The organism is Sphingomonas kyeonggiensis (assembly GCF_014196745.1).
In the GTDB taxonomy this organism is placed as follows: Bacteria; Pseudomonadota; Alphaproteobacteria; order Sphingomonadales; family Sphingomonadaceae; genus Sphingomonas; species Sphingomonas kyeonggiensis.
The window spans coordinates 1,100,148-1,113,457 of the sequence record NZ_JACIEH010000001.1; the positions used below are offsets into that span (position 1 = coordinate 1,100,148).

General features: G+C 66.1%; 12 protein-coding genes. 9 read left to right on the top strand and 3 right to left on the bottom strand.

Annotated elements, in window-relative coordinates; translation table 11 throughout:
- The first annotated feature begins 2 nt into the window (after window positions 1-2).
- Complete coding sequence (locus GGR46_RS05340; protein ID WP_183995229.1) at window positions 3-434, top strand: hypothetical protein; 432 nt, start codon at window positions 3-5, stop codon at window positions 432-434.
- On the opposite strand, the gene GGR46_RS05345 is transcribed toward GGR46_RS05340, so the two are convergent.
- A complete protein-coding gene (locus GGR46_RS05345; protein ID WP_183995231.1) occupies window positions 421-1,257 on the bottom strand; it encodes a helix-turn-helix transcriptional regulator in 837 nt (278 codons plus the stop codon). The genes GGR46_RS05340 and GGR46_RS05345 overlap by 14 nt on opposite strands.
- 92 nt (window positions 1,258-1,349) lie before the next feature.
- On the opposite strand from GGR46_RS05345, the gene GGR46_RS05350 reads away from it, so the two are divergent.
- The 3 genes from GGR46_RS05350 (at window position 1,350) to GGR46_RS05360 (ending at window position 5,131) form a co-directional block, all read left to right on the top strand.
- A complete protein-coding gene (locus GGR46_RS05350) occupies window positions 1,350-2,243 on the top strand; it encodes an SDR family oxidoreductase (RefSeq protein WP_183995233.1) in 894 nt (297 codons plus the stop codon).
- Window positions 2,244-2,437: 194 nt separating this feature from the next.
- Window positions 2,438-3,079 (top strand): peptidylprolyl isomerase, encoded by a 642-nt coding sequence (locus tag GGR46_RS05355; protein WP_183995235.1) that lies wholly within the window; start codon window positions 2,438-2,440, stop codon window positions 3,077-3,079.
- Between the two features lie 198 nt (window positions 3,080-3,277).
- Entirely contained in the window at window positions 3,278-5,131 is a 1,854-nt protein-coding gene (locus GGR46_RS05360) for a methyl-accepting chemotaxis protein (RefSeq protein WP_183995237.1), read from the top strand.
- A 257-nt stretch (window positions 5,132-5,388) separates the two neighbouring features.
- On the opposite strand, the gene GGR46_RS05365 is transcribed toward GGR46_RS05360, so the two are convergent.
- Window positions 5,389-5,856 carry an Hsp20 family protein gene (locus GGR46_RS05365; protein ID WP_183995239.1) on the bottom strand — a complete coding sequence of 156 codons (468 nt, stop codon included), beginning with the start codon at window positions 5,854-5,856 and terminating at the stop codon, window positions 5,389-5,391.
- Between the two features lie 252 nt (window positions 5,857-6,108).
- Here GGR46_RS05365 and GGR46_RS05370 point away from each other — a divergent pair, with 252 nt between their 5' ends.
- Together GGR46_RS05370 and GGR46_RS05375 are read left to right on the top strand one after the other, a co-directional pair.
- Window positions 6,109-8,601, top strand: a complete 2,493-nt coding sequence (locus GGR46_RS05370) for a TonB-dependent receptor (RefSeq protein WP_183995241.1) — start codon at window positions 6,109-6,111, stop codon at window positions 8,599-8,601.
- 160 nt (window positions 8,602-8,761) lie between these two features.
- A complete protein-coding gene (locus GGR46_RS05375; RefSeq protein ID WP_183995243.1) occupies window positions 8,762-9,448 on the top strand; it encodes a hypothetical protein in 687 nt (228 codons plus the stop codon).
- Here the strand turns inward: GGR46_RS05375 and GGR46_RS05380 are convergent.
- Window positions 9,442-10,341 carry a PAS domain-containing protein gene (locus GGR46_RS05380; RefSeq protein WP_183995245.1) on the bottom strand — a complete coding sequence of 300 codons (900 nt, stop codon included), beginning with the start codon at window positions 10,339-10,341 and terminating at the stop codon, window positions 9,442-9,444. The two genes, GGR46_RS05375 and GGR46_RS05380, sit on opposite strands and share 7 nt — an antisense overlap.
- 314 nt (window positions 10,342-10,655) lie before the next feature.
- On the opposite strand from GGR46_RS05380, the gene GGR46_RS05385 reads away from it, so the two are divergent.
- The 3 genes from GGR46_RS05385 to GGR46_RS05395 all read left to right on the top strand — a co-directional run bounded on the left by GGR46_RS05385 (window position 10,656) and on the right by GGR46_RS05395 (window position 13,129).
- The gene (locus GGR46_RS05385; protein ID WP_281396558.1) at window positions 10,656-11,084 is read left to right on the top strand and encodes a TadE/TadG family type IV pilus assembly protein; all 429 of its coding nucleotides are present in this window, start codon (window positions 10,656-10,658) and stop codon (window positions 11,082-11,084) included.
- Window positions 11,085-11,149: 65 nt separating this feature from the next.
- A complete protein-coding gene (locus GGR46_RS05390; protein WP_221262560.1) occupies window positions 11,150-12,739 on the top strand; it encodes a TadG family pilus assembly protein in 1,590 nt (529 codons plus the stop codon).
- A gap of 24 nt (window positions 12,740-12,763) precedes the next feature.
- Complete coding sequence (locus GGR46_RS05395) at window positions 12,764-13,129, top strand: PilZ domain-containing protein (protein WP_281396559.1); 366 nt, start codon at window positions 12,764-12,766, stop codon at window positions 13,127-13,129.
- The last annotated feature ends 181 nt before the right edge of the window (window positions 13,130-13,310 follow it).

Genomic DNA, 13,310 nt, shown 5'->3' on the forward strand with positions numbered 1-13,310 from the left:
GCATGCGCCTGCGCGATACTCCGGAAGACCTGGCGACGCTGAACGCGCTCCGCCGCGGGATGCTGCTCGTGCTGGCGCCGGGCCTGCTCTTCGTCTTCGTTCTGATCTGGCTGGTCATGCCGCCTTACGCGCCGCCGCAAGACTGGGCCAACGGCACCTATGTCAATGCCTGCTGTACCACATTGGTCCTGCGGGACGGTGTGGCGACCGCCGATGGACAGGCGACTCGCTATCTCGTCGCGGACGGGAAGTCCGGAACACAGATCGTCGTCAAAGTCGGAATCCGCGTCCGGCGCGGCAGGGTTGAATTCGGGGGAGGCCAGGTGTTCGTAGAGTTCGACCACCCGTCCTGGGCACCGCGCAACGAAGCGAAGGCGCTCCATCTGTACGGGAGCGACGACGGGCGCGACTATAGCTTCGTCAGGCAGAAATAGCCCGCACCGCCGCCATCTCCCCGATCCTCGCCGCCACCTCGGGCGCCACAGGGTTGTAGATCATCAGGTTGAGCTCCGGCCGGCCCTCCACCGCGAAGGTCGAGAATTCCAGCTCGATCGTGCCCATCTCGGGATGCCGCAGCCTTTTCACCCCGTCGCCCTGCTGCCCGGCGACGTCGTTGTTGCGCCACAGCGCGTCGAACTCGGCACTGGTCCGCGACAGTTCCTCGACCAGCGCGCTGATCTCCTGCGAGGCGCCGGCCCGCGTCACGTCCGCCCGGAACGAGGCGACGACATAGCGTGCCACGCTCAGCCAATCCTCCTGCGCCGCCTGCAGCCGCGAGTCGGAGAACATCCGCCGCAGGATGTTGCGCTGCTCCACCGGCACCGCGCCATAGTCGGTCAGCGCCACCGCGGCCGCCGCGTTCCAGGCGACCACGTCCCAGGTCGCGGTGCGGATCATCGCCGGCACCGGCATCGCGTCGAGCACGCGCTGCAATCGTGGCGTGATCCCCTCCGTCCCGCGATACCTGGCCTCCGGCGGATGCCCGAAGGCGAGCATGTACATATGCTCGCGCTCGGGTTCGGTGAGCATCAGACCCGATGCGATCCGGTCGAGCACGTCGGCCGAAGGTGCGCCGCCGCGGCCCTGCTCGAGCCAGGTGTACCAGGTCGGGCTGATGTTCGATCGCTGCGCCACTTCCTCACGCCTGAGGCCCGGCGTGCGCCGTCGTCCGCTGCCGAATCCGAAACTCGCCGGGTCGAGCCGGGTGCGCCGGTCGCGCAGGAACTTGCCAAGGGGAGTGAAGCTGTCCTGAGGCATAGCCTGTCAGTCGTTATACTAGGATAATGTCACTACTTTAACAGGAAATAGGCAGGGCCCACAACTGCTCCGAACAACGAACGGAGTATCCCATGCGTGTCTTCCTCACCGGCGCCACCGGCTTCATCGGCTCGCGCATCGTCCCCGAACTGCTCGCCGCCGGCCATCAGGTGCTGGGCCTCACGCGCAGCGACACCGGCGCCGCCGCGCTCGCCGCCCAGGGTGCCGAGGTGCATCGCGGCACGCTGGAGGACCTCGACAGCCTGCGCGCCGGCGCGGACGCCGCGGACGCGGTGATCCACACCGCCTTCGACCACGACTTCGCCAACTTCGTCGCCAATTGCGAGAAGGACGGCCGGGTGATTGCCGCGATGGGCGAGGCGCTCAAGGGCACCGGCCGTCCGCTGCTCATCACCTCGGGCACCGGCATGGGCAATGCCGTCGCCGGCCAGCCCGCCGACGAGGACGTCTTCGCCCGCGAGCATCCCAATCCCCGCATGATCTCCGAGCAGACCGGGCAGAAGCTGCTCGAAGCGGGCGTCGATGTTCGCGTGGTCCGGCTTCCCCAGGTCCATGACACGGCGAAGCAGGGCCTGATCACGCCCTATATCGTCAATGCCCGCGAGAAGGGCCTGGCCGCCTATGTCGGCGAGGGCGCCAATCGCTGGCCCGCCGCACACGTCCTCGACGTGGCGAAGCTCTATGTCCTCGCGCTCGACCGGGGCGAGAAGGGCGCGCGCTACAATGCGGTAGCGGAGGAGGGCATCGCCGCCCGCACGATCGCCGAGACGGTCGGCGCCGGCCTGGGCCTCCCTGTCCGCTCGCTCACCCCGGAGGAGGCCGGTCAGCATTTCGGCTGGCTCAGCATCTTCATGGGGCTCGACATGCTGGCATCGAGCGCCAAGACCCGCGCCCGCCTGGGCTGGGAACCGGTCGGCCCGGGCCTGATCGAGGATCTCGAGCGAATGGACTATTCGGCGGCCTAGACTGGCACGTTCGACAATTCCTCCCCCCAGCTTGCTGGGGGAGGGGGCCGCGGCCCAAAGCGGTGGGCGCGCCGGACACCGGCGCTCCCGCGCCAGCCCCTCCACCAGGAGACTGCGTCGCGCGGTTCCCCTCCCCGAGACAAGCTCGGGGAGGAATTGCGTTTCCCCGTCGCTTTCGACTAGCGGGATACCCCATGCGTATCCTGTTCGCCGTCCTCGCCCTTTTCCTCACCGCCGCCGCCGCCGCGCCGCAGGAGCCTGCCACGGTCCGCGTCCGGATCGTCACTTCGGCGGGGAACATCACCGTCGCGCTCGATGCGAAGCGTGCGCCGAAGACGGTCGCCAACTTCATGGCCTATGTCGATGACGGCCGGCTCGACGGCACGCAATTCTACCGCTCGGCTCGGCGCAAGGGGAATCCGGGCCAGGGCTTCGTCCAGGGCGGCATCGGCACCGATGCGCGGCGCATGCTCCCTTCGGTACCGCTCGAATCGACGACGCAGACCGGCATCCACCATCTCGACGCCACGATCTCGATGGCGCACGGTCCGAACCCGGACGGCGCGAATTGCAACTTCTCGATCATGGTCGGCCCCAATCCGGGGCTCGACGCCCGCGGCCCGTTCAAGGGCTTCGCGGCTTTCGGTAAGGTGATTTCCGGAATGGACGTGGTGAAGCGCATGCTGGCAATGCCCACCGGTGGCGGCCGCGACGCGATGAAGGACCAGATGATCCTGAAGCCGGTCCAGATCCTCCGCGTCGAGCGCCTCGACGGCAAGGCGAAGCCGACCGGCTATGTGAAGCCCTGGCTGATGGGCGCTCCACAGTCGCGCTAGTTTCGGCTTTCCGGAAAAGCGCGAGCCTCAATCCGGAAACAATCTGGAAAAATATTTCACTCCATTTTGAACCTATCATCCGGCCGCGTCCTATGACTTGGATGGGATAGATCGAAACGGCCCTCCGCTCGCAGGCTCCTCGTTTCTTGCCCGAATGACATTCGGATGCCGGCCCTCCTGGGCCGGTTGGGAGGAACAATGATTATTCAGGACATGCCGATACCGCGCAAGCTCGCGGTAGCCTTCGTCACGCTCGTCTGCATCTTCGCCGGGATCGGCTGGCTGCTCTTCTCCAGCCTCCAGACGGTGGGCGCCGCCTCCGAGGACAAGGAGCGCGCCTTCGACGTCACGGCCAGCGCCGGCGACATCATGAACCAGATCCTGGAGCAGCAGAGCGCGATCCGCGCCTATGTGATCCTGCGCAAGCCGGAATTCCTGGCCAGCTCTGTTGAGGCCCGCAAGAAGGTCGGCCTGGCCGCCGACGCCTTCCGCGCCAAGACCCAGATTCCGGAGCAGAAGGCGCGCCTGGACCGGTTGATGAGCGCGGTCGATGAACTCAACGGCAAGCTCGATCACATGGCCGATCTCGCCAGGAACCCGGCGACGCAGGGCGAGGCCCAGCAGCTCGCCGGCGTCAAGCAGCTCGGCAAGATCCGCGAGGTCATGGGCGAGATCGACAAGGTGCAGGACGAGCGCATTGCCTCCACCCGCAAGCTCGAGGCGGATGCCCGCGCCGGCGCCAGCACCGCGCTCGTCCTCGGCGGCGCCTTCGGTATCGCGATGGCGGTTCTGCTCGGCTGGCTGCTCACCACGATGATCGCGCGGCCGATCCGGAACATGACCTCGCTGATGGGCCGCCTGGCGGGTGGCGAGAATTCGATCGACGTGCCCGGCACCGAGCGCAAGGACGAGGTCGGTGGCATGGCCAAGGCAGTGCTGGTGTTCCGCGATGCCGCGGTGGCCAAGGAAAAGGCCGATGCTGCCAAGCTGGTCGCCGATGCCGAGCAGAAGCATGTCGTCACCGAGCTCACCAACGGGCTGGACAGCCTGGCGAAGGGCGATCTGACCGCCGAGATCCGCAGCGAGTTCGCTTCCGACTATGTTGCGCTCAAGGCCAATTTCAACTCGGCGCTGAGCGCCCTGCGTACGCTGATCGGCTCGGTCGTCGAAGGCGCCGCGAGCATCCGCACCGGCTCGGGCGAAATCGCCCAGGCTTCGGAGGACCTTGCCCGCCGCACCGAGAGCAATGCCGCTTCGCTCGAGGAGACCTCGGCCGCGATCAGCCAGATGGACGACCGCCTCAAGGCGACCGCCAAGGCCGCCGGCAACACGCTCACCCGCGCCGACCAGGCGATCTCGACCGTCGGCGATGGCCGTTCGGTCGCCGACGAGGCCGTCCAGGCGATGACCCGCGTCAGCGAATCCGCCAAGGGCATCGACAGCGTGATCGAGGGCCTCGACAAGATCGCCTTCCAGACGCGCGTGCTTGCAATGAACGCCGCGGTCGAGGCTGGCCGCGCCGGCGAGGCCGGCCGTGGCTTCGCCGTCGTCGCCGACCTGGTCTCCGCGCTCGCCATGCGCGCCGAGGAAGAGGCCGGCCGCGCCCGCGACCAGCTGACCGCAACCCAGACCGACATCGGTGCCGCGGTGGAGATGGTGCAGAAGGTGGATGGCGCGCTCGTCGCCATCTCGGGCGACGTCGACCAGGTGCATGACCTGCTCGCCAACATCGCCAGCGACAATGAGGCGCAGTCGGCTGCCGTCACCCAGATCGCCGTCGCGATCACGACGATGGACCAGTCGACCCAGCAGAACGCCGCGATGGTCGAGGAGACCTCGGCTGCCGCGCGCAACCTCAGCTCGGAAGTCCGGCAGCTCTCGGAACAGGCCTCGGCGTTCAACATCGGCTCGGGCAATGCAGCCCGCCGCCCGAGCGCGCCTGCGGCCGGCATTCGCGAGAAGGTCGCCCCCGGCTATGTCTCGCCGGTCAAGCCGTTGCCGGCGGCAGCAGTCTCCGCGCTCACCCGGACCGACGACTGGGCGACGTTCTGAACCGGGTAAATTGCGCGTGATTGGGTCGGAGACCTGATTTAGCGCTATATTGAACCCGCGAGCACAAGGAGAGGGGAAGGCGAAAGCCTTCCCCTCTTTTGCGTCATGGCGTCGCCGTCCACCCCAAACCGTCATCCCGGCGAAGGCGCGGGACGGCACATCGCGCGCAAACGCAAAGGGCGCCCGAACCGGAGTTCAGGCGCCCCCCGCTGCGACGTCCAAAGGGAGGAAGACGTCGCGAGCCGTGGTGGGGTGGGTCAGGCCGCGTTGGCCTCGCGATGCACGATCGGCGTCGGCTGCGTGCCGTTCACGGCGATCTTCTTGGGCTTCATCGCCTCGGGCACCTCGCGGACCAGCTCGATCACCAGCAGGCCGTCGGCAAGGTCGGCGCGCTCGACCCGGACGAAGTCGGCCAGCTCGAAACGGCGCTCGAAGCTGCGGGTGGCGATGCCCAGGTGCAGATAGGCGCCCTGGTTGTTCTCGTTCTCCTCGCGCTTGCGGCCGGCCACCAGCAGCAGGTTCTGCTGCGCGGTGATGTCGATCTCGTCCGCCTTGAAGCCGGCGACGGCGATCGTGATCCGGTAGCGGTCCTCGGCGACGCGCTCGAGGTTGAACGGGGGATAATTCTCGGAAGCCTGGGCCCGGGCGCTGGCCTCGAGCAGGTCGAACAGCCGGTCGAATCCGATGGTCGAGCGGCGGAAGGGAGTGAAATCGAACTGGCGCATATCAAGACCTCTATTCGTGAGCGAATTGATCAACTTTGCCGGCGTCCGGATGTCCGCGACGCCGCGGTTTTCGCGGCCCGTTACGGCGCCGCTCAACTCAGATCGTGTTGGAGATTGCGGCTTTCAAGGTGCGCCGAAACGAGGGGCGAAAGCGGCGATCAACCAGCGCTAGGCATGGCTAAACATCTCCTTGTTCGCTAATATCCATTAAATGAGTGGAGATTAGGCGCGACATATTGAGGGGGAAACCTGATGAGCCTTGCTTCGCTTTCGCTGCTACTCTTGGCCAGTACCGCTCCGGCACCTGCCGGGGTCCTGCGTGACGATCCGGTTCCTGCGGTTTCCGCCGACGAAGAGCAGGCCAAGCCGGCGCAGCAGAGCAGCGGCGGCGAGATCGTCGTCACCGCGCGCCGTCGCGAGGAAAAGGTGCAGGACGTGCCGATCGCCATCTCGGTGATCGGCGGCTCGACGATCGAGAACAGCGGCAACACCAACCTCAACCGGCTCCAGACCGCGCTGCCGGCGGTGCAGTTCTATTCGAGCAATCCGCGCAATTCCGCCATCAATATCCGTGGCTTGGGCGCGCCGTTCGGCCTCACCAATGACGGCATCGAGCAGGGCGTCGGCTTCTATCTCGACCAGGTCTATATCGGCCGCATCGGCGCCTCGACCTTCGACTTCGTCGATGTCGAGCGGGTCGAGGTGCTGCGCGGTCCGCAGGGCACGCTCTACGGCAAGAACACCACGGCCGGTGCGATCAACATCACCACCCGCGCGCCCAGCTTCACGCCCGAGGCCAAGATCGAGTTCGGCATCGGCAGCTACGACCAGATCACGGCCAAGGCCTCGGTCTCGGGCCCGCTCAGCGACAATGTGGCGCTGCGCATTTCCAGCGCGCTGACCAGCCGTGAGGGGACGATCGACAATGTCCGCACCGGCGAGGACCTGCACAAGCAGCGCACCAGCAGCTTCCGCGGCCAGCTGCTCTGGAAGGTGAACGAGGATATCGACCTCACCTTCGCCGGCGACTGGAACCTCCAGAACCCGCTGTGCTGCGTGCAATATTATGCCCGGGTCGGCGCCACCCAGCGCCCGCTCGCCCGCCAGTACGCCGCGCTGGCGACGGCGCTCGGCTATGCCCCGCCCAGCACCGATCCGTTCGATCGCAAGACCGATCTCGATGCAGAGATCAATTCGCGCCAGGAAATCGGCGGCGCCTCGCTGGTCGCCAACTGGAACCTCGGTCCGGCGACGCTGACTTCGGTCTCGGCCTGGCGCTATTGGGACTGGCAGCCGAAGAACGACCGCGATTTCATCGGCTTGCCGATCACCACCGTGTCGCAGAACCCGTCGCAGCAGAAGCAGTTCAGCCAGGAATTGCGCCTCGCCTCAAATGGTGACGGCCGGCTCGACTATACGCTCGGCGCCTTCTTCTTCCACCAGACGATCAACACCCAGGGGTCGCAGGTTCAGGGCCCGGCGGCGAGCCGATGGCTGCTTTCGGGTGCCGATGCGCTCAATCCGAACGTGCTCAACGGCCTGACCTCGACCAACACGATCAACTTCGACAACACCAGCTTCGCGCTGTTCGGCAAGCTCAACTGGGAGCCGGTCGACGGCTTCCACGTCGCACCGGGCCTGCGGCTGAACTACGACAAGAAGTCCGGCTATTACGACTCGGTCGTCAGCATCCGCAACGCGCAGTTCAACTTCACTGCCACCGCCGACAATGTCGCTGCATTGCTGGCTGCCTTCCCGAACCCGAGCGCGGGGCGCACGACCTTCCTCAACCAGACCAACACGTTGGCACCGCAGCGCTACAGCCCGCGGTTCAGCGACTGGAACGTCTCGGGCGACATCACCGTGGCGTACGACTTCACGCCCGATATCCACGCCTATGCGACCTATGCGCGCAGCTTCAAGTCGGGCGGCATCAACCTGTCCGGCCTGCCGCTGAACTCGACCAACACCGGCGTCGATCTCAGCACCCAGACGGTGAAGCCGGAAAAGGTCAATCACTTCGAGATCGGCCTGAAGACCCAGTTCCTCGATCGCCGCCTGACCTTCAACGCAGCCGGTTTCTGGACCGAGATCACCGATTACCAGGCGACGGTGAACAACAACGCGATCAACGTGATCCGCGGTTATCTCGCCAATGCCGGCAAGGTGCGCTCGCGCGGCTTCGAATGGGACGCCTCGTTCCGCCCGAGCCGGGCGGCGAACGTCTACTTCAACGGCGCCTATACCGACGCGAAATATGTCGACTTCAAGAATGCGCCGTGCCCGCCCGAGCTCTCCGGCGGCACTGCGCTGAGCGTCGACTCGAGCGGCAATCTCAGCGGTACGCCCTCGGCGCCGGGCACGCCCGGGGGCAACAGCCGGCCCTATTGCAACATCTCGGGCCAGGTGCTGCCGGGCATCTCGAAATGGTCGTTGAGCTGGGGCGGCGAGGTCCGCCAGCCGGTGGGCGATGGCGATGTCTATCTCGGCTATGACGGCAGCTGGCGCTCGAAATTCTCGTCCAACCCGTCGCAGTCCGCCTATACCTGGATCGACGCCTATTCGCTGTCCAACGTCCGGCTCGGCTGGCGGCGCGCGGACTTCAACATCTATGGCTGGGTCCGCAACGTCTTCGACAAGCAGTATTTCGAGCTGCTCTCGGTCCAGTCCGGCAGCACCGGCCTGATCGTCGGCCAGCCCGGCGACCCGAGGACCTATGGCCTGACGGTCAGCAAGAGCTTCTGATCTTTGCGAGACTGACCTCCTGCCATGGCCGGGGGAGGTTGGGGAAGGGAGGCGGCGCCCGCACCGCCTCCCTTCTTATTGTGGATTTGCCTGGCGCAATTTGAGAAGGTCTTAACCGACCCCCGATAGGATTATCACCTATATTGGGGGGATCATGCGCGTGTCGTCTGAATCCATGCCAAGCTTCAGCACCGCGGGCCTGCTCGCGGCGCTGGTCTCTGCCTGTCAGATTCTTGGCGGACTGATCTGGGTAAGTTCGCCGGCTTTCGTCTCGGGCGGTTACGTCAACGCCGGCCTGATCGCCTCACTCTGCATCTCGGTGCTGGTCCTCTCGCGGCTGACCCTTCCGAACGGCATCCGGGCGCTGCTGGTGCTGGGCGTCATCACCGTGCTTCTCGGCATTGCGGCGCGCGCGGACCTGACCGGGGTGAAGCAGGTCAGCGATGTCGTATCGAACGTCGCGCGCCAGGGGCCGGCCCTGGCCGCCCAGCCCGAGGATCAGGCGCTCGACCCGGCCAGGCGCAGCGGGACCAAGGCCGTGCTTGTCCAGCTTCGGCCAGGAGAGGGCGGCGACGGGGGCTGGGCTGCCCGCCTCAACGAGGCTGCCCGCGTGCAGATCGACGGCGCCGCGCCGGCGGAGATCCACGGCGTCGTCACGCTGGACGGCGGGAGCGACGCCCGGCCGCGCATCGGCTGGGCCGTCAACTGGGCGGGGGAGACCCTGTCCTGCGGCCGGCTGACGGCCGTGGTGGTGACCCGGCCCGACGGTCTCACCAACCAGGTGATAGGGACCTTCCGGCGCTCGCTGTCGCGCACCGCCGCGCTCAAGCGCCCTTCCTGCTACTGAACCGTCTCGCCCTGGGGATCGAGCGTGACGATCACGATCGCGCCTCCCACCGCATAGCCGCTGGCGAGGGGAGCGATCGAGATGCGCGCGCCGATCTCCTCGGACCCGCCGGATAGCAGCCGCGCATCGAACGCCTCGGCTTCGGAGCGTCCGCTCAGCACCTTCTCGACTGCGTCGCGGGCGACCGTGCGATCGGGCACCGCGAGCAGATCGACGAAGCGCAACCCGAGGATGCGCTCGCGTGGCAGGCCGACCAGCTTGGCGAATTCGATCTCGGCAACCGTCACCGTGCCGCGTACGCTCAGGCGGATCACTTCGATCCGGCCATGCGCGACGCGTGCCTTCTCCAGCGCGGTCTGCTCGGCGAGCCGCGCTTCCTCGTCATTCTCGTAGCTGACGCGGATGAGCAGCGCGACGCCTTCTACCCAGGGAACCGCACGGACACGCAGCCGTGTCCCGTTTCCCTCGTCCAGGGTGAGATCGAACTGCGCCTGTTCCCCGCTGCGTAGGACATGGCGCAAGCTGGAGAGCAGGGTGACGTGCGTCGAGGTCGGCAGGGCGTCGGTGATCGGCGCGCCGACCAGCGCAGTCTGGGTGTGCCCCAGGATCAGCGCCGCCGCGCTGGAGACGTCGGTGATCTTGAGCTCCGGATCGGCGACCAGCAGCCCGCCATCCATATGCTCGACGAGGAACTTGTACTCCAGCTCGCGCTGGTTGCTTTCTCGCTCGCCGACCGCATGCTCCGCATCCCAGCTCTCGGCCGCCAGCAATACATAGCGTGGACGGCCGTGATAGGTGATCGTGACGGGACCATGTGCCGCACGATCCTGCCAATATGCAAAGTTGCGCGTAAGTTCAGCAGACGAAACGGTTTGTGCAGAGGATCGTTGCATGGGCGAAACCCTCAAATGTTTTTCAGCCACCTACGATTGTCGTGCCGTTTCTGCGATAACCCGATAATTGTGCAATTTACCGAAATCCAGAGGGGAAAAGTATCACAGGAATGATACAAATCAAGCCTTATGGTAAATGGGTGTCATCTTGGACGTGTATGAAGATTAATAACCTCGTCTGATTCCGAGTGAATTGCTCGTTTCCCGACAGCGTACAGTTTACCGAAAATGCGAATATCGGACTCGCGCGGTCGCAAGCGATTTAGAAGTTATCTTTGTGCCAAATCTCGGGCATGTGCTCGCGGTCGCGAATTATGTATCCGAAATGGCGTAATTGGTGCGCAAGGCTGCGGCGTGACCGCCGCGGAGCCGCCGCGATCGAGATGGCGTTCTCGCTTCCGATCCTCTTGCTCCTGATCAGCGGGATCGTCACCTATGGCGGCTGGTTCCTTTGCGCGCACAGCGTGCAGCAGGCGGCGAACGAGGCTGCACGCGCTGCGATCGGAGGGCTGGACCCCAGCGAGCGAGCCACGCTGGCACGCACCGCCCTGGATGCCAATCTGCGCAAGACCGGAGCGCTGAAGCCGGAGCGCATGGACGTGCTGGTCGACGATGACGGCCGCACGCTGACGGTGCACCTCTCCTATGATGCGTCGAACGACCCGCTGCTCTCGATCAAGCTGGTGCCGCCGCCCGGCAAGGTGATCGAGCGCAGCGCGACCGTGGCGCTTTCCGCGCCATGAAGCGCCTGGCGTCGCTTTTCCCGCGCCTGAGCAGGCTGCCGGGCGATCGTCGGGGGAACATCACGATGCTGTTCGCTGGCGGCCTGGTGATGATGGCCGGGTCGGCGGCGCTGGCCGTCGATACCGGCTCGCTCTATCTCGAGAAGCGTCGGCTGCAGGGCGTCGCGGACGCCGCGGCCCTGGGGGCGGCGGGCAGCCAGGACGTCGATGCCGCCGCGCGCAACGCCATGGCGATGAACCAGGCGGGCGACGCGAGCATCGAGAAGCTCGAGCGGGGCGTCTATTCGGCCGACAGCAGCCTGGCACCATCCACCCGTTTCGTCGCGGGCGGGAGCGACGGCAATGCGGTCCGCCTCACCTTGGGGCGGGACGTCCCGCTGTTCTTCGGCAAGTTCCTGACCGGTCGCCCGACGGCACGCGTCTCGGTGATGGCGACCGCGGCACGGGTCGACCTGGCTTCCTTCTCGATCGGGTCTCGGCTCGCTTCGGTGGGCGGCGGGTTGCCCGGCCAGATCCTTTCCGGGCTGGCCGGAACGGATCTCGGCCTGACCGTCATGGACTATCAGGGGCTGGCGAACGCCGATATCGACCTTCTCGCCTTTTCAGACGCGCTGCGCACGCAGGTGAATTTGCAGGGCGCGACTTTTGGCGAGACGCTGGCGAGCGGGGTCACATTGCCAAAGGCCCTGAACGCGATGGCTGCGGTTGCGGGAAGCTCCAGCAACCAGACCGCGCTCCGCTCCATCGCTGCGCGGGTGCCGCCGGTCACCGTGCAGCTTTCCAAGCTGATCGATCTGGGGCCATTGGCGGGCGAGAGCAGCGCGGACCCGTCGCGCGCGATCAAGGCGCAATCCTATGCGCTGGTGCGGGAGATGCTGTCGCTCGCCACGGGCAAGCGGCAGGTGGACCTCGACCTTGGGGCAGGTGTGCCGGGCGTGGCCTCGACCAAGGTGAGTCTCGCGATCGGCGAGCGGCCGGCGCAATCGCCCTGGCTCGCGGTCACCAAGGACCGCAGCGTCAAGGTGCGGACCGCCCAGGCCCGCCTCTACATGGATACCAGGGTCGGCGGCACCGGCTTGCTGAGCGCGGCGTCGATCCATTTGCCGATACTCGTCGAGTTGGCCAATGCCGAGGCGTCGCTCCACAGCATCTCCTGCCCGACGCCATCGACCGCAACGGTGACCCTCGACGTCACTACCGCAGCCGGCCAGGTGGCGATCGGCGATGTCGATACCGGCGCCCTGGGCAATTTCAATGCGGCCCTCACCCCGCGTCGCGCCGCGCTCGTGAAGGTTCCGCTGCTCGCCGAAGCGACCGGCCAGGCACAAGTCTCGCTGGGTGGTGCGAGTGCCCAGCGCACCACCTTCACGGCGCAGGAGATATCCGCCGGCACGCCGCATACCGTCTCGACCAATGATCTGGTGCAGGGGGTGGCGGCCTCGCTGATCCGGAACATGGATCTGCAGGTCAATACGCTGGGGCTCGGGATCAATCTTTCGCTGGTGACCTCGGCGGTCGGAACCGCGCTGCAGGGCGCGGCGGCGCCGCTGGATTCGGTGCTTTCGGATCTGACCAAGCTGCTCGGGGTAGGAGTCGGGCAGGCGGAGGTTCGGGTGAATGGCTTGCGTTGCGGTAAGCCGATTCTGGTGGGGTAGGGGATAGGAGCTGGGGTTTCGGGAATGCGTGGCGATAGACGAGGATTGAAGATTACCCAGGGTGTGGACCGGCGCGAGGCGATGCGCTGGCCGGTGGCCCTTGCTGCGACGGTCAAGGAATCGCGGCTGTGCTTCCAGAACGTGAAGCTGGTCGAGATTTCGCGTGCCGGTTGCCGGATCGAAACCGGCTTCCTGCTGCCGACGGGGATGGAAACGGTGCTTCGGTTGCCCGGCTTCAAGCCCTTGCCGGCAAAGGTGGTGTGGAGCGATCGGACGGCAGCGGGGTTGCAATTCGCCGCGCCGCTGCATCCCGGTGTCGTGACGCACATCATGAGCCTGCCGACACCCGAAGAGCAATCGGCCTGGCGTCCGCTGTCGTCGCTAGTCTGAAACGGGGATTTCGGGGCCCTGAAACGGCAAACGCCCGGACCGTTTCCGATCCGGGCGCCTGCGTGACGAATGCTCGTCAGCCCCCTTTGTCAGGCCCAGCCCGCACACTCGTACTTGCCTACGAGCGGGGCTTGGAGCCTCCCCGAACCACGGCCTTTCGCCTGCGCTTCGACAGGAGTTT